The sequence below is a fragment of the Zobellella denitrificans genome, from assembly GCF_002407485.1.
Taxonomy (GTDB): Bacteria; Pseudomonadota; Gammaproteobacteria; order Enterobacterales; family Aeromonadaceae; genus Oceanimonas; species Oceanimonas denitrificans.
This window is the reverse complement of record NZ_CP012621.1, coordinates 2106368-2126371: the sequence shown is the minus strand read 5'-3', so window position 1 is coordinate 2126371 and position 20004 is coordinate 2106368. Positions and strand designations below refer to the sequence as shown.

17 protein-coding genes are annotated in these 20004 nt (G+C 63.1%); 10 read left to right on the top strand and 7 right to left on the bottom strand.

Annotated features, from left to right (window positions below):
- The first annotated feature begins 30 nt into the window (after positions 1-30).
- The 3 genes from fadI (at position 31) to htpG (ending at position 5562) form a co-directional block, all read left to right on the top strand.
- The gene (gene fadI, locus AN401_RS10080) at positions 31-1344 is read left to right on the top strand and encodes an acetyl-CoA C-acyltransferase FadI (RefSeq protein ID WP_096779254.1); all 1314 of its coding nucleotides are present in this window, start codon (positions 31-33) and stop codon (positions 1342-1344) included.
- Positions 1341-3455: a fatty acid oxidation complex subunit alpha FadJ gene (fadJ, locus tag AN401_RS10075; protein ID WP_096779253.1), complete on the top strand. Its 2115-nt coding sequence runs from the start codon at positions 1341-1343 to the stop codon at positions 3453-3455. Before fadI ends, fadJ begins: the two co-directional genes overlap by 4 nt.
- Before the next feature lie 196 nt (positions 3456-3651).
- Complete coding sequence (gene htpG / locus AN401_RS10070) at positions 3652-5562, top strand: molecular chaperone HtpG (RefSeq protein ID WP_096779252.1); 1911 nt, start codon at positions 3652-3654, stop codon at positions 5560-5562.
- A 79-nt stretch (positions 5563-5641) separates the two neighbouring features.
- Here the strand turns inward: htpG and AN401_RS10065 are convergent, their stop codons facing one another.
- Together AN401_RS10065 and AN401_RS10060 are read right to left on the bottom strand one after the other, a co-directional pair.
- Positions 5642-7405, bottom strand: coding sequence for an amidohydrolase (locus AN401_RS10065; RefSeq protein WP_096779251.1), 1764 nt, complete (start codon positions 7403-7405; stop codon positions 5642-5644).
- A 149-nt stretch (positions 7406-7554) separates the two neighbouring features.
- Positions 7555-8220: a metallophosphoesterase gene (locus tag AN401_RS10060; RefSeq protein WP_096779250.1), complete on the bottom strand. Its 666-nt coding sequence runs from the start codon at positions 8218-8220 to the stop codon at positions 7555-7557.
- Between the two features lie 284 nt (positions 8221-8504).
- Between AN401_RS10060 and adk the strand changes: the two genes are divergently transcribed.
- Both adk and hemH read left to right on the top strand, forming a co-directional pair.
- Positions 8505-9149: an adenylate kinase gene (gene adk, locus AN401_RS10055; RefSeq protein ID WP_094038125.1), complete on the top strand. Its 645-nt coding sequence runs from the start codon at positions 8505-8507 to the stop codon at positions 9147-9149.
- Between the two features lie 65 nt (positions 9150-9214).
- Entirely contained in the window at positions 9215-10183 is a 969-nt protein-coding gene (gene hemH / locus AN401_RS10050; protein ID WP_096779249.1) for a ferrochelatase, read from the top strand.
- 22 nt (positions 10184-10205) lie between these two features.
- Here hemH and AN401_RS10045 read toward each other — a convergent pair whose 3' ends face one another.
- A complete protein-coding gene (locus AN401_RS10045; protein WP_096779248.1) occupies positions 10206-10646 on the bottom strand; it encodes a cell division inhibitor in 441 nt (146 codons plus the stop codon).
- A 154-nt stretch (positions 10647-10800) separates the two neighbouring features.
- Here AN401_RS10045 and AN401_RS10040 point away from each other — a divergent pair, with 154 nt between their 5' ends.
- From AN401_RS10040 to AN401_RS10025, 4 genes are all read left to right on the top strand, one after another.
- A complete protein-coding gene (locus AN401_RS10040; protein ID WP_096779247.1) occupies positions 10801-10995 on the top strand; it encodes a DUF4250 domain-containing protein in 195 nt (64 codons plus the stop codon).
- A gap of 55 nt (positions 10996-11050) precedes the next feature.
- The gene (locus AN401_RS10035; protein ID WP_096779246.1) at positions 11051-11704 is read left to right on the top strand and encodes a thiopurine S-methyltransferase; all 654 of its coding nucleotides are present in this window, start codon (positions 11051-11053) and stop codon (positions 11702-11704) included.
- Between the two features lie 702 nt (positions 11705-12406).
- On the top strand, positions 12407-13774 hold the full coding sequence (locus AN401_RS10030) for a YjiH family protein (RefSeq protein WP_094038131.1): 1368 nt from the start codon (positions 12407-12409) through the stop codon (positions 13772-13774).
- Positions 13775-13828: 54 nt separating this feature from the next.
- Entirely contained in the window at positions 13829-14365 is a 537-nt protein-coding gene (locus tag AN401_RS10025) for a DUF924 family protein (RefSeq protein ID WP_096779245.1), read from the top strand.
- A 257-nt stretch (positions 14366-14622) separates the two neighbouring features.
- On the opposite strand, the gene AN401_RS10020 is transcribed toward AN401_RS10025, so the two are convergent.
- The 3 genes from AN401_RS10020 to dinG form a co-directional block, all read right to left on the bottom strand.
- Positions 14623-15255, bottom strand: coding sequence for a YccT family protein (locus AN401_RS10020; RefSeq protein ID WP_096779244.1), 633 nt, complete (start codon positions 15253-15255; stop codon positions 14623-14625).
- A gap of 107 nt (positions 15256-15362) precedes the next feature.
- A complete protein-coding gene (locus AN401_RS10015) occupies positions 15363-16130 on the bottom strand; it encodes a sulfite exporter TauE/SafE family protein (protein WP_096779243.1) in 768 nt (255 codons plus the stop codon).
- Entirely contained in the window at positions 16127-18187 is a 2061-nt protein-coding gene (dinG, locus tag AN401_RS10010) for an ATP-dependent DNA helicase DinG (RefSeq protein ID WP_096779242.1), read from the bottom strand. Before dinG ends, AN401_RS10015 begins: the two co-directional genes overlap by 4 nt.
- Positions 18188-18445: 258 nt before the next feature.
- Between dinG and AN401_RS10005 the strand changes: the two genes are divergently transcribed.
- The gene (locus AN401_RS10005; RefSeq protein ID WP_096779241.1) at positions 18446-19456 is read left to right on the top strand and encodes a porin; all 1011 of its coding nucleotides are present in this window, start codon (positions 18446-18448) and stop codon (positions 19454-19456) included.
- A gap of 141 nt (positions 19457-19597) precedes the next feature.
- On the opposite strand, the gene AN401_RS10000 is transcribed toward AN401_RS10005, so the two are convergent.
- Entirely contained in the window at positions 19598-19969 is a 372-nt protein-coding gene (locus tag AN401_RS10000) for a transcriptional regulator, TraR/DksA family protein (RefSeq protein ID WP_096780353.1), read from the bottom strand.
- Between the last annotated feature and the right edge of the window lie 35 nt (positions 19970-20004).

The window sequence follows — 20004 nt, the reverse complement described above, 5'->3', positions numbered from 1 at the left end:
GGTCAGACCTCTTGCCAACAAGGAGCAGACATGACGCTGACTAACCCCTTAACCACCAGAGCCGGCGATCGCATCGCCATCGTCTCCGGCCTGAGAACCCCCTTCGCCCGGCAAGCCACCGCCTATCGCGGCATTCCCGCCCTGGATCTGGGCCGCATGGTGGTGGCCGAGCTGCTGGCGCGCACCCCCATGGAGGCCGGTGAAGTGCAGCAGCTGGTGTTCGGCCAGGTGGTGCAGATGCCCAAGGCTCCCAACATCGCCCGGGAAATCGTGCTCGGCACCGAACTGCCGGTGGGCACCGACGCCTACAGCGTAACCCGGGCCTGCGCCACCAGCTTCCAGGCGGTGTCCAACGTCGCCGAGGCGATGATGGCCGGCCATATCCAGGTAGGCATTGCCGGCGGGGCCGATTCCTCCTCGGTGCTGCCGATAGGGGTATCCAGCCGGCTGGCCGATGCCCTGCTCGACCTGAGCAAGGCGAAAACCCTGAGTGCCAGGCTCGGTATTCTGCGCCGGCTCAAGCTGAAAGATCTGGCGCCAGTGCCGCCGGCGGTGGCGGAATATTCCACCGGCCTGTCCATGGGGCAGACCGCCGAGCAGATGGCCAAGAGCCACGGCATCGGCCGGCTGGAGCAGGACGAGCTGGCCCACCGCTCGCACCAGCTGGCGGCCCGGGCCTGGCAGCAGGGGCTGCTCGACGAGGAAGTAATGACCACCTATGCGCCGCCCTTCAAGGCGCCCTTCGAGCGGGACAACAATATCCGCACCGAATCCAGCCTGGCGGATTACGCCAAACTCCGGCCCGCCTTCGACAGGCGCCATGGCAGCGTGACCGCCGCCAACAGCACCCCGCTCACCGACGGCGCCGCCTGTGTGCTGATGATGACCGAGACCCGCGCCCGGGAGCTGGGCCTCAGGCCGCTCGGCTACCTGCGCAGCTACGCCTACGCCGCCATCGATGTGTGGCAGGACATGCTGCTGGGGCCGAGCTACGCCACCCCCCTGGCGCTGGCGCGCGCCGGCTGCACCCTGGCGGACATGGATCTGGTCGACATGCACGAGGCCTTCGCCGCCCAGACCCTGGCCAACCTCAAGATGTTCGAAAGCCAGACCTTCGCCGAGCGCGAGCTGGGTCGCGGCCAGGCCATAGGACAAGTGGACATGGCCAAATTCAACGTGCTGGGCGGCTCCCTGGCCTACGGCCACCCCTTCGCCGCCACCGGCGCGCGCATGATCACCCAAACCCTGAGAGAGCTTAACCGCCGTGGCGGCGGCCTGGCGCTGACCACCGCCTGCGCCGCCGGCGGCCTGGGCGCGGCCATGGTACTGGAGGCAGCAGAATGAGCGAACAACAACCGACCTTCACCCTGCGCAAGGACGACGGTATCGGCATCATCACCATGGATGTGCCGGGCGAGCGCATGAACACCCTGCGGGCGAGCTTTGCCGGGGAGATCCGCGCCCTGCTGGACGACATCCAGGCCGACGCCAGCCTCAAGGGGCTGGTGCTTTGCTCGGGCAAGCCCGACTCCTTTGTGGCCGGCGCCGACGTCAACATGCTGGCCGCCTGCCAGAGCGCCGGCGAGGCGGAAGCCCTGGCCCGGGCCGGCCAGGAAATCTTCACCGCCCTGGAGGCGCTGAAACTGCCGCTGATCGCCGCCATTCACGGCCCCTGCCTGGGGGGCGGCCTGGAGCTGGCCCTGGCCTGCCACGGCCGGGTGTGCAGCGACGACGACATCACCCGCCTGGGGCTGCCGGAAGTGCAGCTCGGCCTGCTGCCCGGCTCCGGCGGCACCCAGCGCCTGCCCCGGCTGGTGGGGCTGACCAGGGCGCTGGACATGATGCTCACCGGCAAACAACTGCGGCCCAAACAGGCGCTGAAAGCCGGCCTGGTGGATGATATGGTGCCGAGGAGCATACTGCTGGACACCGCCATCGCCCTGGCCCGCAAGGGCAAGCCGAAGCACAAGCGCAAGCAGGATCTCAAGACCCTGGCGCTGGAGGCCAACCCCTTCGGCCGCAAGCTGGTGTTCGACAAGGCGCTGAGCGCCCTGCGCCACAAGACCCGCGGCAACTATCCGGCACCCGAGCGGCTGCTGGAGGTGGTGCGCACCGGGCTGGACGAGGGCATGAGCAAGGGCCTGGCCGCCGAGGCCAGGGCGTTCGGCGAGCTGGTGATGACGCCGGAGTCGGCGGCATTGCGCCACCTGTTCTTCGCCACCACCGAGATGAAAAAGGAAAGAACCTTCCAGGGCGCCGAGCCCATGGCGCTGAAGCGCATCGGGGTGCTGGGCGGCGGCCTGATGGGCGGCGGCATCGCCTTTGTCACCGCCACCAGGGCGGGGCTGCCGGTGCGCATCAAGGACATTGCCCACAACGGCATCAACCAGGCCATGGCCACCGCCCACCAGTTGCTCGCGCCCAGGGTCAAGAAGCAGCAACTGCGCGCTACCGAGATGCAGCGCCAACTGGCGCTGATGACCGGCACCCTGGATTACAGCGGCTTCGGCCGGGTCGACATGGTGGTGGAGGCGGTGTTCGAGGATCTGGAAGTGAAGCGCAAGATGGTGGCCGAGGTGGAAGCCCATTGCCCGGCCCATGTCGTGTTCGCCTCCAACACCTCCTCCCTGCCCATCCATCAGATAGCAGAAGGGGCGACGCGGCCGGAGCAGGTGCTGGGCCTGCACTACTTCAGCCCGGTGGACAAGATGCCGCTGGCGGAGATCATTCCCCACGCGGGCACCAGCAACGAGACGGTGGCCACCGCCATCGGCCTGGCCCGGGCCCAGGGCAAGACCCCCATAGTGGTGCGGGACAAGGCCGGTTTTTACGTCAACCGCATCCTCGCGCCCTACCTCAACGAGGCGGCGCGGCTGCTGCTGGAAGGTGAGCCCATCGAGGTCATCGACCGGGCCCTGGTGGATTACGGCTTCCCGGTGGGGCCCATCACCCTGCTGGACGAGGTGGGCATCGACGTGGCGTCCAAGATCTCCCCCATCCTGGAGCGGGAGCTGGGCAGCCGCTTCAAGGCGCCGGAGGCCTTCGGCAAGCTGCTGGACGACAAGCGCCATGGCAAGAAGAACGGCCGCGGCTTCTACCGGTTCGACAAGAAGGGCAAGCCGGTGGACGAGAGCGTCTACAGGCTGCTCGGCGTCAAGCCCCAGGGCCGGCTGCCGGCCGGGGACATGGCCGAACGCTGCGTGCTCTTGATGCTGAACGAGGCGGCCATGACCCTGGACGAAGGGGTGGTGGCCTCGGCCCGGGACGGGGACATCGGCGCCATTTTCGGCATCGGCTTCCCGCCCTTCAGCGGAGGCCCCTTCCACCATATGCACCGGCAGGGCATTGGCGCCATCGTCGCCAAAATGGAGGAATACGCCCGCAAGTACGGCGAACGCTTCGCCCCCTGCGACGCCCTGCGCCGACTGGCGGAAGAAGGACGCAGTTACTACTGACTAAAGCTTGAAGCTTGAAGCTTGAAGCTTGAAGCTGGAAGATCCTTCCGGCTTCCGGCTTCCGGCTTCCGGCTTCCGGCTTCCGGCTTCCGGCTTCCGGCTTCCGGCTTCCGGCTTTGTTTCCCGCCGCCTCTTGAAATCCCCGTATCCAACCCCATCTTTCAGGCTGTAGGTTAAACCAAGCAAGGAACTTATCATGTCAGAAGCCGTGCATACCGAAACTCATGGTTTTCAAACCGAAGTCAAACAACTGCTCAACCTGATGGCGCACAGCCTCTATTCCAACAAAGAGGTGTTCCTGCGCGAGCTGGTGTCCAACGCCGCCGACGCCGCCGACAAGCTGCGCTTCAAGGCCCTGTCTGACAGTGAACTCTATGAGAACGACGGCAACCTGCGGGTGCGCCTGATCCTGGACAAGGATAAAAAGACCCTGACCATCTCCGACAACGGCATCGGCATGACCCGGGACGAGGTGATCGAGCACCTGGGCACCATCGCCAAGTCCGGCACCAAGGCCTTTTTCAGCCAGCTGTCCGGCGACCAGGCCAGGGATTCCCAGCTGATCGGCCAGTTCGGGGTGGGTTTCTACTCCGCCTTTATCGTGGCCGACAAGGTCACGGTGCTGAGCCGGGCCGCCGGCCAGCCCGCCGATCGCGGCGTGCGCTGGGAGTCCGACGGCGACGGCACCTTCACCGTGGCCGACATCGACAAGCCCGGTCGTGGCACCGATGTGATCCTGCATCTGCGCGAGGAGGAGCAGGAGTTCCTCGACGACTGGCGCCTGCGCAGCATCATTGGCAAGTATTCCGACCACATCAGCATCGCGGTGGAAATGTGGAAAGAGGGTGAGCCCGAGCGGGAAGAAGACGGCGAAAAAGTGCTCGCCACCGAAGGCGAGTGGGAACAGGTGAACAAGGCCACTGCCCTGTGGACCCGCGCCAAGGGCGAGGTGAGCGACGAGGAATACCAGGAATTCTACAAGCACATCTCCCACGACTGGCAGGACGCCCTGGCCTGGAGCCACAACAAGGTGGAAGGCAACCAGGAATACACCAGCCTGCTGTACGTGCCCGCCAAGGCGCCCTGGGACCTGTGGAACCGGGATCAGAGCCACGGCCTCAAGCTCTATGTGCAGCGGGTGTTTATCATGGACGATGCCGAGCAGTTCATGCCCACCTACCTGCGGTTCGTAAAGGGCGTGCTCGACTCCAACGATCTGCCGCTCAACGTCTCCCGCGAGATCCTGCAGGACAACAAGGTCACCGCCCAGCTGCGCAAGGCCTGCACCAAGCGGGTGCTGGGCATGCTGGAGCAGATGGCGAAGGACGATGCCGACAAGTACCAGGGCTTCTGGAAGGAATTCGGCAATGTGCTGAAGGAAGGCCCGGCCGAAGACTACGCCAACCGGGAACAGATTGCCGGCCTGCTGCGTTTTGCCAGCACCCATAACGATACCGACGCCCAGACGGTGTCGCTCGATGATTACCTCGGCCGGATGAAGGAAGGCCAGGACAAGATCTACTACATCACCGCCGACAGCTACGCCGCCGCCAGCCACAGCCCGCACCTGGAAATCTTCCGCAAGAAGGGCATCGAGGTGCTGCTGATGTGGGAGCGGGTGGACGAGTGGCTGATGAACCACCTCAGCGACTATAAAGAGAAGCAGTTCGTGTCGGTGACCAAGGGCGAACTGGACCTGGGCGAGCTGGACGACGAGGAAACCAAAAAGGCCCAGGAAGAAGCCAGGGAAGCCCTGGCGCCCCTGCTGGAGCGGGTGAAGACCGCCCTGGGCGACGAGGTGAAGGAAGTGCGCCTGACCCACCGCCTGACCAGCACCCCCTCCTGCGTGGTGGCCGGTGAGCACGACATGAGCACCCAGATGATCAAGCTGATGCGCGCCGCCGGCCAGCCGGTGCCGGAGCAGAAGTACATCCTGGAGCTCAACCCGGATCACGTGCTGGTGAAAAAGCTCGAAAGCCTGGCCGAAGGCGAGCAGTTCAACGAGTGGTCCCAGCTGCTGCTGGAGCAGGCCCAGCTTGCCGAGCAGGGCGGCCTGAAAGACCCGGCCGCCTTCGTGGCCCGGGTCAACCGCCTGCTGCTGGGCTAAACAGTAAACCACCCCGGCGCACCGGGGCGGTTTTCCTTCCATCCCCAGCAATGCCCTGCCTTCGCAGGGCGTTGCTTTTTCAGGGCGTCGGCGGCCGCTGATGGTAGGGCTCGACATGGGAGCCATGGAACAGCTCCTGCCCGGCGATAATGGTTCTTTCCACCGCCAGATCCCGCAGCCGTAGCGGATCGACGCTCAGGGGGTCTTCCGCCAGCACCACCAGATCCGCTACCTTGCCCACCTCGATGCTGCCGCGCTCCTGTTCGTCGAAGGTCAGGTAGGCCGGTCCCCGGGTGTAGGCCCGGATCGCCTCTTCCACGGAAATCGCCTCTTCGGCACCATAAACCTTGCCGTCATGGCCGAGACGGTTCACCGCCGCCCAGATCCCGAGCAGGGGACCATGGGGCAGGCCGTCCGAGCCGTAGGCGATGCGGATGCCGCGCTCCAGCAGGGAGCGTTGTGGATTCTGCCGCTCCAGCCGGTTGCCGCTCACCGCCGCCAGCATAAAGGCGTTGTTGTAGTAGGTATAGTTGGGCTGGGTGTCGACGATCAGGTCCAGCTCGGCGATCTTGGCGAGGGTCTCCTCCGGCGGCCTGATGGTCAGGTGATGGAGATGGTGGCGATGATCCTCTCGGGGGTACTCCCGCAGTACCCGCTCCAGCACCTCGACCGCCTCGACCACGGCCCCATCCCCTATGGTATGGATGCCGAGCTGCCAGCCCAGCTCATGGGCCCGGCTGGCCACCCGGTACAGGCTGTCCTTGGGGATCACCGTCACGCCGTTGAAATCGCCCTTCTGGTTTTCCCAGGGGCCCCGTTCATCGAAACGTACCTTGCCGTCGTAGGGTTTGAGGGTCCTGAAGTCCGGTACCGCGATGGCGCCGTCCATGCTCATCTTGATGGCACCGAGCTTCAGCCGGTCATTACCGATACCGGTACGAAAACCGAGTCCTTCCAGCTCGGCGAGGCTGGTGTCGACATCGTCGTAGCCGGGAAACAGGAAAATCTGCAGGGTGGCTCGGGGCAGCTCGTCCCCCCAGCGCTGGTAGACATCCTGGATCAGGCGCAACTCGTTCGGGCGCACGCCGGCGATATTGACGCTGGTGACCCCCATGGGCAGGAATTTTGCCAACTGGGCGCGCAGGTTGTCCCGGGCGCTGTCGTCACTCAACGCCGGATTGGGGATGACCCGGGTGGCGTAGCGTCGCGCACCCATGGTCAGTACGCCCTGCGGCTCGCCCTGTTCATCCCGCACGATAAGCCCATCCTTGGGCTCCGGCGTGTCCTTGCTCAAGCCGGCCAGCTCGATGGCTTTGGAGTTGAGGGTGAGCTTGAGCACGCCGCAGGCCAGCATCACCGGGTGGTCGGGTACGATGGCGTCCAGCTCCCAGCGGTTGGGCATCTGCATATGGCAATGGGGGCGATTCATCAGCCCGACCAGCCAGTCACCGGCCGGCACCTTGGCGGCCTCCCGGGCCAGTATCTCTGTTAACTGATCAGGGGTGGGAACATTGAAAGTGGCGCCGAAGGGGCGGGGGCCTGTCCCCACATGGATATGGCCGTCATAGAAGCCGGGCAGCAGGGACTTGCCCTGCAGATCGACCTGCCGGGTATCGTTTCCGGCCAGCTCCTGCAACTGAGCATGGCTGCCGACCGCCATGATACGTCCCGCCTTGATGGCCACCGCGTCGGTGATGTCGAAGTGGTCATTGACGGTCATGACCCGGGCATTGTAGTAGATGGTTTCGGCTTCTCCCCCGGGCGTAACGGCCCCGGCAGAAAACGTCATGGCAGAAGCCAGGAGCATGGCCGACCATGCCGTTTTGTCTCTTGTGTTATCCATCGCGTTTCCTTTATCACATCCATTTGCCTGATGGTGGTTACTTTTGCTAACTAATTGTTATAAAATTGCTAGCAAGTGGCATCACACTGTATCCTGGCCACCGGAGCCAGGGCCAACCGGCATGGTGCTGTGGTGCCAGGCTAGGCGGCTCAGAGCCAGCTGCGGATTTCCAACAGGGTCAGATGGCCTTCGGGGGTGAAGGCGCCGGTGTCGATATACAGCATGTTGCCGAGGCGGGTAATGGCGGGGACTATGCTGTGGCCGGCCAGGACCAGATCGATGTGGGCGATGGGCGTGGGGTCGCGCCGGGCCAGCCGCTCCCGGGCCCATACCAGTTGGGCAAGCTGGCCCCGGGTGAGTGGCCGGTGCAGGCTGTACCAGTCCTGCTCGGGGACTTCGGCATGCACCAGGCCGACCTTGTTGCCGCTCAGCTCCACTTCGATGGCATGGGGCATGCGGGCGAGGGCGCTACGGGCATAGGCCTTCAGCTCCGCCCAGTCGTACTCGAAGCCCCACTGGCCGCCGTTCATGAGCCAGTGGGCGAGGGCGCCGGGGCTGGCGCATTCCAGGGCGGCCTGCATCATCTGTTCGTGGTTGCCCTGCACCGCGAAAAACCAGGGCTCGAACACCAGGTCCAGGCAATCGAGGGAGCGGGGGCCCCGATCGATCAGGTCGCCCACGCTGAACAGGCGATCGCGTTCGGGATTGAAAGCGGCATCGGCCAGGCAGGAGCGCAGTGCTTCATAGCAGCCGTGCAGATCGCCGATGGCGAAGTCGCGGCCCCGCTTGTTCGCGCCGAATGTCTGCAGCTGCATGCCCGGATCTCCGCTCGAATACCCATATTACCCATGCCTTACGTTCAGTGTAGTGCCCATCTCCGGCGCGGATGGAGGCCAGGGCCGGGCGCAGCCGGCGTTGTCCGGGCCAGGATATTTCCCTGCGGGGACGCGGGGTGCGTTCGATACCGCTTTAATACCGAGGTTTGCCGGCAATATCATCAATAGGTCTAACAGGGCCGTCCTCTCCCTTGTTCCCATGCCGGTGTCATGCCACAATCAGGCCCCAAATTACGAATGATTAATCAAAAGAGGACGCTGTTATGCGCATCGTTTTGCTGGGTGCTCCGGGCGCGGGTAAGGGAACGCAGGCTCAATTCATCATGGAGAAGTTCGGCATTCCGCAAATCTCCACCGGTGACATGCTGCGAGCCGCTATCAAGGCCGGCACCCCGCTGGGGCTGAAAGCCAAGGAAGTCATGGATCAAGGACAACTGGTTTCCGACGATATCATCATCGGTCTGGTTAAAGAACGCATCAGCCAAGACGACTGTGCCAAGGGCTTCCTGCTCGACGGCTTTCCGCGTACCATCCCCCAGGCCGACGCCATGAAGGACGCCGGCGTTCCCGTCGATTATGTGCTGGAATTCGCGGTGCCGGACGAGGAAATCGTCAAGCGCATGAGCGGCCGCCGGGTGCATCCGGGCTCGGGCCGGGTTTACCACCTGGTGTATAACCCGCCCAAGGTGGAAGGCAAGGACGACGTGACCGGCGAAGAGCTGGTGATCCGTGCCGACGACGAGGAGAGCACGGTGCGCAAGCGCCTGGCGGTGTACCACGAGCAGACCGCGCCGCTGATCGACTACTACAAGCAAGAGGCCGAAGCCGGCCGCACTCGCCACTACAAGGTGGACGGCACCCAGTCGGTCGAGCAAGTCAGCCGCGAACTGACCGACATTCTGTCCTAATTCCATCGTTCTTCGGCCGGGAGCCTGTGGCTTCCGGCCTTTGCTATTCAGGATATGGTAACAAGGTGAAAACAGGCGTCTTACTGGTTAACCTGGGTACCCCCTCAGCCCCCACCGCCAAGGCGGTAAAGACCTTTCTCAGCCAGTTTCTGCACGACCGTCGGGTAGTCGATGTTCCCCGGGCCCTGTGGTGCCCGTTGCTGCACGGCATTATTCTGCCCTTTCGTTCCCCCAGGGTCGCCAGGCTTTATCAGTCCATCTGGTGGGAGGAAGGCTCGCCGCTGATGGTGATCAGCCGGCGCCAGCAGGCGGCATTGGCCGAGGCGCTGAACGAAGCGGGCATCGACATGCCGGTGGCGCTGGGCATGAGCTATGGTGAACCCTCCCTGGCAACGGCCTGGCAGGAGCTGAAATCGGCCGGGGTGGACAGGGTGGTTTTGCTGCCGCTTTATCCCCAGTACTCGGTCAGCACGACCGCGTCGGTGTTCGATGGCTGGGCCCGGCTGATGAAAAAAGAGCGTCTGGTGCCGGCTTTTCGTTTTATCCACGACTACCACGACCACAGCGGCTACATCCAGGCACTGGCCGAGTCGGTGCGTCGGCATTGGGAACAGCACGGGCGCGGCGAACTGCTGTTGCTCTCCTACCACGGCATCCCCAGGCGCTACGAAGACGAAGGCGACCCCTATGGCCAGCAGTGCCACCGTACTTCCGAGCTGCTGGCCGCCGAGTTGGGGCTGGAGCGCCACCAGTGGCGCACTACTTTTCAGTCCCGCTTCGGGCGCGAAGAGTGGCTGCAGCCCTATACCGACGACACCATGAAAGCCTTGCCGGGGGAGGGCATCAAGCGGCTGGACGTGATCTGCCCCGCCTTTTCCGCCGATTGCCTCGAAACCCTGGAAGAGATCGCCGAGCAGAACAGGGAGCTCTTCATGGCCTCCGGTGGCGAAGCTTACCACTATATCCCCGCCCTCAATGACCAGCCCGCCCATATCCGCATGATGATGGATCTGGTCTGCCGCGAACTGGTGTAACCCTGCATCTTCAGGCCCTGTCTTAGTGCAGGGCCTGCATCTCGTTGTTTGGCGTAATCAGGAATATTCTGCTCCGGTGCTGCTGCACCGCCTGCTCGAGTGACTGCTGCAGCCCAGCGACGGGCCGCCATTGCCAGCACACCACGGCGGCTATGCTTTTATAGGCCATGGCCCGCAGCAGCAACTGTTGTTGCTCTACCTTGTTACCCATGTCGATAACCAGCGCCGGATCTACCCCGGCGTCGGCCAGCAGGCGGCGCGACAGGGGCGCGGGCGTGTTGAGCATAAGGATCCATCCGCGCCGTTCATGGCTGATGGCGGCGAGTTCAGCCAGCAGTTGGCGTTGCCCGGCATTGTTCCATCCGTCAAACCACTCCACCAGCGGCGCCTTGGACACCGGCTGATGCCATTGCCTGGACGGTACGGAAAAGGCCTGTTTGCGAGACAGCAAGACGGTAGCCATATGCACTCCCTGTTGATTTACTGTTTATATATACAGTATCGATCATCAACCGCAGAGGTCAAGAAGAATACTGTTTAAATTTACAGTATCTCGGCCTCGCCGGCGTTCGGTGCCGATCTATACTGAGCAGACAGGTACGACAAGGGGGCAGGCCATGAACAAGGTTCAACTGGAGCATATGGACGATCATATGCTGCTCAGCATCATCAACGAAAAACTGCGGCTGGAGTGTGAAAGCCTGGAGGCCTTGCTGGTGCTGTATGAGCTGGACAGCGGCCATGTAAACGCCCGCATGGCCCGGATTGGCTATCATTACGACGCCGGCAGCAACCAGTTCAAGGCCGCTTGAAATGCCCGGTTGAGTCTTGAGATAGTTATCCTCCTTTTGTATTGCGGGAGATGACATGGACGCACAATTCTGGCACCAACGCTGGCAATCCTCACGGATCGGCTTTCACCAGCAAGAGATCAACGAACTGCTCGGCCGCCACTGGCATCGCCTTGGCGTGCCCGAGCACACCGAAGTACTGGTTCCCCTGTGCGGCAAGAGCCGCGACATGCACTGGCTGGCGGAGCAGGGCCACAATATCGCCGGCTTCGAGCTTTCGCCACTGGCCATCCGGGACTTCTTCGGCGAGGCAGGGGTACTAGCGCAGCAGCAAAAGCTGGTGCACTACCTGTGCTGGCAGGCCGGCGGCTTCAGTCTGTACGAGGGTGATTTCTTTCAGGCGGAGTCCCTGGGTCGGCGTTTCGACGCCGCCTACGACAGGGCCGCCCTGGTCGCGTTGCCCGAGCCGCTCAGGCCGCTTTATGCCCGGCTGCTGGCGCGACTGCTCAATCCGGGCGCCGCCATGCTGTTGGTGACCCTGGATTACGCGCCGGTGCAGCACGAGTCGCCGCCCTTCGCCGTCAACGAGCAGGAGGTAAGGCGCCTGTTCGGGGCCGACTTCGAGGTGACCCTGCTGGATCGCATCGAAGAGGGCAACAGCAACCCCAGGGTGGCCAGCGGCGAGCGGCGCTTCTTTGACGAACTCTGTTTTTTGTTGCGCAGGAAATAGGGGAGGGCGTGTTACCGTTCGCCGGGGTCTGTCCGGCCTGACGCGGTATTTTCCGGCAGCTATACCCGGCAGTATTTCCGGCAGCTAAAGCGCTGGCTACGGCTACGGCTACGGCTACGGTTACGTGGGGCGCGGGCGGCCCGCCCGCATGAGGGTGGCACCGAGGTTGGCGAAGGCACAACCCAACCCGTGATGCCTGTTCTGCCTCGAGCCTCTTTCACCCTGTGCTGTGGTCGGCCAGTCCGAGGGTTCCCGCTGCGCGGGAAAGCAGGCGGGCCGCCTGCGCTCCACCATCCAGGTGCCAGTCTGCAAACATCGTTTGCCGCCGACGAGAGTGGCAGGGATAGCACACGCCATCCTTCCCTAAGCGTCTTCCCCTATCATCTTTCCCGCTTGTTTCCGTTTTGTGCACCTGATCTGTTTGCATGCGCGGACAAAATCCTTATACTCCACCCCTGAAATTAACAATACAGAACAAATATCTAACAAGATCTATTTTTGTGGGTTTATGTTTTGATTTTATCTTTTGATTAAATATATTTGGCTATAAAATAAGTATTCAGCAATCCATCAGTTTACTGGCAACTTATTCGCTCAAACGTTGTTTTTATTCTGGGTTGGTTGGCTGAACTGCATAAAAGTGCGGTTTTTACCTTTTTATAGCCGAGTTGGGTGCTGTTGCCCGATAAGGAAGGAGTAACCATGGAAAAGACGTTGACGGTGCAGGCCGAGGCCAGCAAGCGAAACCTGCTGATGTTCCTGCTGCCCTCGCTCGCGGGCATATTGCTGTTTATGACTCCGGTCAGCTACAACGGTGATCTCACCATCATGATAGCGGTGCTGGCCAAGAGCCTGCAGGCGTTGTTGTCCGACTGGCTGACGGCCATCGTCACCGTGCTCATCACCCTCTCGGCCCTGCTGTCGCTGTTTACCACCCTGTTCAAGCCGGCCTTGGTGACCCGCAGCCTGTTCCTGAACACCCTGTTCAACGTGCGGCCGGTATGGCTGGTAAGCCGGTTGCTGGGCGCGGCCTTCGTGCTGATGGTGTTCACCCAGTCCGGCCCCGAACTGCTGTACAGCGGCGACACCGGCGGCCTGGTCCTGAACGACCTGCTGCCGGTGCTGTTCGCGGTGTTCATCTTCGCCGGCCTGCTGCTGCCGCTGCTGCTGGACTTCGGCCTGCTGGAGTTCGTGGGCACCCTGCTCACCGGCCTGATGCGCCCGGTGTTCCGCCTGCCCGGCCGCTCGGCGGTGGATTGCATGGCCTCCTGGCTGGGCGATGGCAGCGTGGGCATACTGCTGACCAGCAAGCAGTACGAAGGCCATCACTATACCCAGCGCGAAGCGGCGGTGATCGGCACCACCTTCTCGGCGGTGTCCATCACCTTCAGCCTGGTGGTGCTGGCCCAGGTCAAGCTGGAGCACATGTTCGTGCAGTTCTACCTGGCGGTGTGCCTGGCCGGCATAGTGGCGGCCATAGTGGTGCCGCGGCTGCCGCCGCTGTGCTGGAAGAAAGACACCTTTATCAACGGCGAACCCCGGCCGGCCAACGATGAGAACACCCCCGCCGGCTATTCCCGCCTGGGTCACGGTTACGCCCTTGCCCTGGCCCGGGCCGGCAAGGTGAAAAGCATGGGGCAGGTGGCCCGCACCGGCGTGCACAATGCCCTGGACATGCTGTTCGGCGTGCTGCCGGTGGTGATGGCCTTCGGTACCCTGGCGCTGGTGATCGCCGAAACCACGCCGCTGTTCACCTGGCTGGGCCTGCCTTTCGTGCCGCTGCTGGAGCTGCTGCAGATCCCGGAAGCCGCCGCCGCCTCCGAGACCATAGTGGTGGGCTTTGCCGACATGTTTATTCCGGCCATTCTCGCCACCTCCATCGAGAGCGACATGACCCGCTTCGTGATTGCCGCCCTGTCGGTCACCCAGCTTATCTACATGTCCGAAGTGGGCGCCCTGCTCTTGGGCAGCAAGATCCCGGTCAATATCGTCGAGCTGTTCGTGATCTTCCTGCTGCGGACCCTGGTTACCCTGCCGGTGATCGCCCTTATCGCCCACCTGGTGTTTTAATCCCTCCCTCATCCCCTATACTGTGGCCAGATAGTCACGGTATAGGGGAACCTCATGTATCAGTCTGTACTGGATTTCTGGTTTGAAGAGCTGCCTCCCGAGCGGTGGTGGCTCAAGGATCCGTCCCTGGACGAGCTGATTCGCCAACGCTTCGGCCGGCTGCACACCCAGGCCTGCCTGGGCGAGCTGTTCGAATGGCGCACCCGGGCCCGGGGGAGGCTGGCGGAGATCATCGTGCTCGATCAGTTCTCCCGCAACATTTACCGGGACAAACCCCAGGCCTTCGCCGCCGATGGCATGGCCCTGGTACTGGCCCAGGAGGCGATAAGCAGTGGTGCCGAAAAGGGGCTGAACCAGCAGGAGCGGTTGTTCCTGTACATGCCCTTTATGCACAGCGAGTCGCTCAAGGTGCACGACGTGGCCCTGGCGCTGTTCGAGAAGAACGGCCTGGCGGACAACCTGGAATTCGAGCTGCGCCACCGGGACATCATCGCCCGTTTCGGGCGCTATCCCCATCGCAACGCCATACTGGGGCGGGTATCCACGGAAGAGGAAAAACAGTTCCTGGAACAACCTGGCTCCAGCTTCTGAAGTGCTAAGCACCCGTTGACGATCTTCGGAAGTATTCCCCGGCGGCTAAAGCGCCGGCTACGGGCCCGGCGGCAGATGCCGGTTATGGGGAGGCCGTAGGCGCCCGTTTACGTGGCGCAAACCGGCAAACGGCGAACATGGACATTCGGTGCCCTGTTCCCGCCGGTTTGTGCCAGCTAAAGCGGCACCTACAGAGCAAAAAGGGGCGGAGTCAATTTTTAATTGACTCCGCCCCTTTTTTTATCAGCCTGCCAGTTTTACTGCTGCTGGATCATCCAGATCTGGAAGGCGCGGCGGGTGTCCTTGTCGGCGGCGTTCCACCAGTGTTGCAGCATTTCCAGGGCGTCGGCATCAACGGCGGCGTCACCGAATTTCGCCTGGGCGGCGGCGACCGCGGCGTCGGTGCGGCCGCTGAAGGCCTTGCCCTGCTCCTGCAGGTAGTCCTGAATGCCCCGACCGGTATCCAGGCCGGCGGGGGTGGGGATGGTGAAGATGTCCGCTTCCATTACCCGGCCGGTGGCCTTGTCGACCACCTTCACCCGGCTGTCCTGCTCGCGCAGGAACTGAACTGCCTGCTGGTAATTGTTGGGCTCGGCATAGTCCAGGGCCAGTTGGGCATCGGCGGGCACGTCCAGGGTGATGATCACCGGGTTGCCATTCAGTACCCGGCTATCGGTGCGGGTGGAGAAGTCCTTGCTGTAGGCCACGGCAAACTGGTGCTTGCCTTCGCCGATGGTCACGCTGTGCACCGACTTGGTGATGGTGCTGGTGGTTTTCTCGCCGTCGACCAGATGGATCTGGTAGGGCTGCTGGGCTTCGAAGGTGGCCGCGCTGGCACCGAAAGACAGGCCGGCAACGGCCAGGGCGACGAGGGTAGAACGCATTTTCATCAGGGGCTCCTGAGCCATTATGATTCCCGTAACGGGTTGCTAAGTAATTGAACCAAATACCCACTAAACCGCGAGATTGTGGCAATTAATGGGGCCGAGCGCAACGATCAAAACCAGGCCTGCCAGGCGAGCTTGATGGAAATGGCCAGCACCATCAGCACGAAAATGGGGCGGATAAAGCCGCCGCCGAAGCGAATGGCGGAGCGGGCCCCGATAAAGGAGCCGGCCATGATGCCGAGGCTTAAGGTCAGGCCCAGCACCCAGTCCACCTGGCCCAGGGCGATGAAGGTCAGCAGGGAAACGAGGTTGCTGATAAAGTTCATCGACTTGGCCAGGCCCGAGGCCAGCAGGATATTCAGCCGGTACAGGGCCATGCCCGAGACGATAAGAAAGGCGCCGGTGCCGGGGCCGAAGGCGCCGTCGTAGGCGCCGAGCAGCAGGCCCTGGCCCCACTGGCGGCGATGCAGCCGCCGATCGGCCCTGGGCAGCTGATTGCCCTGGGGCTCGCGCTTGCGGTTGAGCACCGTATAGACGGCCACCATCAGGATCAGCAGCGGCAGGGCCTTTTCCAGCCAGGCGGCGCTGATCTGGTTGATAAGCAGGGTGCCGAGCAGGGCGCCCAGGGCGGCGGCCAGGCAGGCCCGCCACCAGAAGGCGGGCGCGAACAGCCGCTGGCGGTAGAAGGTGCTGGCGGAGGTCAGCGAGCTAAGGCTGGCGGCCACCTTGTTGGTGCCGAGTGCCAGGTGCGGCGGCAGGCCGGCGCTGAGCAGGGCGGGGATGGTGATAAGGCCGCCGCCGCCCGCCACCGCGTCGAGAAAGCCGGCGACCAGGCCGGTGGCGGCCAGCAACAGGTAAACGGAAATGTCCAGGCTCATGGCAGCTCCCGGCTGAAGGGGGGCAGGGCGTCCAGCAGGGCGGCGCCATAGCGGCGGCTGACCAGGCGCTTGTCGAGCAGCACGATACGGCCATGGTCGGTTTCGGTGCGCAGCAGCCGGCCGCAGGCCTGGATCAGCTTGCGGGAGGCTTCCGGCATGGCCAACTGCATAAAGGGGTTGCCGCCGCACAGGCTGACCCATTCGGCCATGGCCTCTTCCACCGGCGAGGTGGGCACGGCAAAGGGCAGCTTGGTGATGATAAGGTTGGTCAGGTAATGGCCGGGCAAGTCCAGCCCCTCGGCAAAGCTGCCGGTGCCGAACAGCACGCTGGGCTGGTTGCCGTCGCATCGTTGCTTGTGCAGTTGCAGCAGGGCCTGGCGGCTGGCTTCCCCCTGCACCAGCAGGGACTGGCCCCGGCCCCGCAGGGCCTCGGCCACGGCCTGCATCTGCCGGTAGGAAGAAAACAGCACCAGGCTGGCGGTCTGTCCCTCGAGCCAGGCGGGGATCTGCTCGCACAGCAACTGGTCGAAGCGCGCATCCGTGGGTTCGCAGTCCAGGCGGGGGAGGATAAGCCTGGCGCTCTGGTAATCGAAGGGAGAGTCGAGGCGCAGGTAGCGGCTGCCGTCGTTCGCCCTGAGCCCCACGGCGCGGCGAAAATAACCGAAGTCGTTGAGGGCGGTCAGGGTGGCCGACACCAGTATCGCCGCCGCCGCCCGCGACCAGCACCACTGCTCCAGCAAATGGCCCACCGCCAGGGGGGTGGCGCACAGGGTCAGCTCCTGCCGGTCCTGCTCCAGCCAGCGGGCCGGGGGCGGCTGCTTGGGGTGGCCGGCGCGCAGCATCAGTTCGCACAGATCCCGGGTTTGCTCGGCGCGCAACTGTTGCTGGCTCAGGGCGGCCAGGGCCGCCTCGATGGCGCCCGCTTTGGCCGGCTGGCGCTTCAGCTGTTCGCCCAGCGCGGCCTGTACCCGCTCCAGGCTGCGGGCAAAGAGCTTGTTGTCTTCCTTCAGGCTTACCAGGGCCTCGAGCAGAAAACCGGGCAGTTCCCCGGCGGTGAAGCGCAGGCAACCCTGTTCATCGGGGGTCAGCTCCTGGCGCGAGAGGGCGCTGCTCAGTTGCCGATAGAGCTGGTTCAGGGCGGGGATCAGCTGTTGCAGCGCCTGTTGCAAGCGGGCCAGGCGCGGCTGGCCTTCCTCGCCCAGCAGCTCGTGAACGCCGCCGAGCTGCTTGTTGAACTGCTCCAGTGCCCGCCGGTGCAGGCCGAGCGGCAGGCGGGCCGAGCCCTGCTCCCGGGCCACGGCGGCGATATGGTGGGCTTCGTCCAGTATATAAAGGCATTGCTCGGGTTCGGGCAGCAGCACGCCGCCGCCCATGGCGAGATCCGCCAGCAGCAGGGCATGGTTGACCACCACCACATCGCTTTTGTCGATCTCGGCCCGGGCCAGGTGGAAGGGGCAGTGCCGGTGACCCAGTAGCGGCTGGCAACTGTGCCGTTCGGCCTGCAGCTGTTGCCAGAGGCTATCGTCGATGGGTTCCGGCCAGCTGTCCCGGTCGCCGGGCCAGCGTTGGTCGCACCAGGCCTGCCAGAGCCCGGCCAGCTGTTGCTGCTGGGCGGGGGTAAGGCCCGCGGCGGCCTCGAACAGGCCGAGCTGGTTTTCGCCCAGTGCCAGGGCCTCCAGCCAGCGCACGCAGCAGTAGCGGGCCCGGCCCTTGGCCAGGGTAAAGGTAAAACCGGGCTGGCAGTGGGGCTGGAACAGGGGCAGGTCCTTGTTGACCAGTTGCTCCTGCAGCGCCAGGGTGGCGGTGGAGACAATGACTTTTTTCTGGTTGAGCCGGGCCCAGGGAATGGCGGCCTGCAGGTAGGCGAGGGATTTGCCGATGCCGGTGCCCGCTTCGGCCACCAGGATACGTCTGGCGCTGTCGTAGTGCCCCAGCAAGACCTTGCCGATTTCCGCCACCAGGTAGTTCTGCTCCCGGCGGGGGGTAAAGCCTTGAATAGACTGGCTTAATCGGCGGTAGTTGTCGCGCACCAGGGTGCGGTAATCGGCTCTGGCCATGGCTGCCTGCAGGTATAAAATCCGGCGCCAAGTATACCCGCTAGACGTTTTTATGCCAGTTGCCAAGCCGTGGCTTAATAAAAAGCGGCCAAGGTCACAATTGCGCACCTTACGAACATCATTGTCATAAAAAGTTCCCGCGATTTTGTTGCAAGCTCAAAAAACCGGTGATAGGCTGCTCGCCATAGTAACGTGAATCGTTGCTAACACAGGGAATAACAAGGACTTAGTGTTTAATTACAGTAGGCATCTAAAATTATGAAAAAGACTATTCTTGCACTGACCATCCCTGCGCTGTTCGCAACCTCTGCCAGCGCCGTGACCGTATACTCCGACGAAGGCGCCCAGGTTGATCTGTACGGCCGTATCCAGTACGACGCCGGCTCTTTCGATCACGAAGGCGCCAAGCGTGAGAAGTTTGGTGGCGACGGCTCCGCTCGTCTGGGCACCAATGTCAAGTACAACCTGAACCAGGACGTAGCCCTGATCGGTAAGCTGGAGTGGCAGGCCGCCGCCGAATCTTCCGACGGCAGCAAGCTTGACTCCCGTTACGCCTGGGCCGGTTTCCGCTTTATGGATACCACCGACCTGACCTTCGGTAAGAGCGAGAACCCCTACGTTCAGCTGTCCGACATCACCGATATCTTCGATCTGTTCGGCGCCGCGGCTTACTCCCACGGCTTCCGTATCGATGACCAGGTACGTGTCAGCTATGCCGACCAGGGCATCGATCTGCGTGCCGCCTACGCCTTCAATGACGAAAACAAGACTCGTCAAGATCTGGCGGCTGACGAAGAGCGCGCCCAGAATCAGTACAGCCTGTCTGCCGGCTATACCTTCCCCTTCAACCTGGGCCTGGTTGCCGCCTACGAGAAGCAGAGCGTGAAGACCGGTGCCAACGCGGGTCTGGATGCTGACTTCGACATGTGGGGTCTGGGTGCCAACTACAGCATCGACGGTTTCTACTTCGGTACCGTTTACGGTCAGAAACAGCAGGACGTTACCGGCGCTGCTGATGAGAAAACCCGTTACTGGGAACTGGTTGCCGCCTACAACGTAGATGCCTGGACCCTGAAGGCTGGCTACAACTACGAGAAAGAGCGTGGCACTGGCGACAACGAGAAGCTGGTGAACGAGTACGTGCTGGGTGCCGCCTATGCCCTGACTCCGAAAGCCAAGCTGTATGCCGAGTACAATATCCAGCGCGCCAAAGATGGCGACGAGCGTAAAGACGACCTGTACGGCGTTGGTATCCAGTACAACTTCTAAGTTAGCCTTTAGCTAAATTAGCAAGTTCAAAAAAGCCGGCGAAAGCCGGCTTTTTTATTGGGTTTAAAACTGGCCGGACTATTATCCTTACGCCTTACGCCTTACGCCTTACGCCTTACGCCTTACGCCTTACGCCTTACTCTACAACTCCCAGGCGCCGTGCTGGGCCTTGCGGTATTTCTCTTCGCAGGGGTCGCAGCGCTGGCGGCAGGGGTCGTCCCACAGCTGCTCGGTGGTGAGTTCGGCCTCGCAGTCGCTGCACAGGCCGTACAGGCCCAGCTGCCACTGGCAGAGGGCGGCGTCCGCCTGCTTCAGGGATTTCAGCTGCGGCTGCAGCTGGGGATAGGCGGCCAGGGGCGGGTAGTCGGCCCATTCGTCCGGCGGCAGCCGGTGCAACTCGGCGGTCAGGGGGGCGTCCAGGGCCAGCAGCGCCTCCAGAAAAGCCTGGCGGCGGCGCTCCACCTCGGCCTGCAGCCGGGCTTCCAGCCGGGACTTGGTAATGATGCTGCTCATGATGATGTCCAAAAAAGGGGGAATACCGGCCGCCA

Bases quoted from the DNA above. Each gene is read 5' to 3' on its own strand.
- fadI (WP_096779254.1), top strand. From the start codon at position 31: ATGACGCTGACTAACCCCTTAACCACCAGAGCCGGCGATCGCATCGCC.
- fadJ (WP_096779253.1), top strand. From the start codon at position 1,341: ATGAGCGAACAACAACCGACCTTCACCCTGCGCAAGGACGACGGTATC.
- htpG (WP_096779252.1), top strand. From the start codon at position 3,652: ATGTCAGAAGCCGTGCATACCGAAACTCATGGTTTTCAAACCGAAGTC.
- AN401_RS10065 (WP_096779251.1), bottom strand. From the start codon at position 7,405: ATGGATAACACAAGAGACAAAACGGCATGGTCGGCCATGCTCCTGGCT.
- AN401_RS10060 (WP_096779250.1), bottom strand. From the start codon at position 8,220: ATGCAGCTGCAGACATTCGGCGCGAACAAGCGGGGCCGCGACTTCGCC.
- adk (WP_094038125.1), top strand. From the start codon at position 8,505: ATGCGCATCGTTTTGCTGGGTGCTCCGGGCGCGGGTAAGGGAACGCAG.
- AN401_RS10045 (WP_096779248.1), bottom strand. From the start codon at position 10,646: ATGGCTACCGTCTTGCTGTCTCGCAAACAGGCCTTTTCCGTACCGTCC.
- AN401_RS10040 (WP_096779247.1), top strand. From the start codon at position 10,801: ATGAACAAGGTTCAACTGGAGCATATGGACGATCATATGCTGCTCAGC.
- AN401_RS10035 (WP_096779246.1), top strand. From the start codon at position 11,051: ATGGACGCACAATTCTGGCACCAACGCTGGCAATCCTCACGGATCGGC.
- AN401_RS10030 (WP_094038131.1), top strand. From the start codon at position 12,407: ATGGAAAAGACGTTGACGGTGCAGGCCGAGGCCAGCAAGCGAAACCTG.
- AN401_RS10025 (WP_096779245.1), top strand. From the start codon at position 13,829: ATGTATCAGTCTGTACTGGATTTCTGGTTTGAAGAGCTGCCTCCCGAG.
- AN401_RS10020 (WP_096779244.1), bottom strand. From the start codon at position 15,255: ATGAAAATGCGTTCTACCCTCGTCGCCCTGGCCGTTGCCGGCCTGTCT.
- AN401_RS10015 (WP_096779243.1), bottom strand. From the start codon at position 16,130: ATGAGCCTGGACATTTCCGTTTACCTGTTGCTGGCCGCCACCGGCCTG.
- dinG (WP_096779242.1), bottom strand. From the start codon at position 18,187: ATGGCCAGAGCCGATTACCGCACCCTGGTGCGCGACAACTACCGCCGA.
- AN401_RS10005 (WP_096779241.1), top strand. From the start codon at position 18,446: ATGAAAAAGACTATTCTTGCACTGACCATCCCTGCGCTGTTCGCAACC.
- AN401_RS10000 (WP_096780353.1), bottom strand. From the start codon at position 19,969: ATGAGCAGCATCATTACCAAGTCCCGGCTGGAAGCCCGGCTGCAGGCC.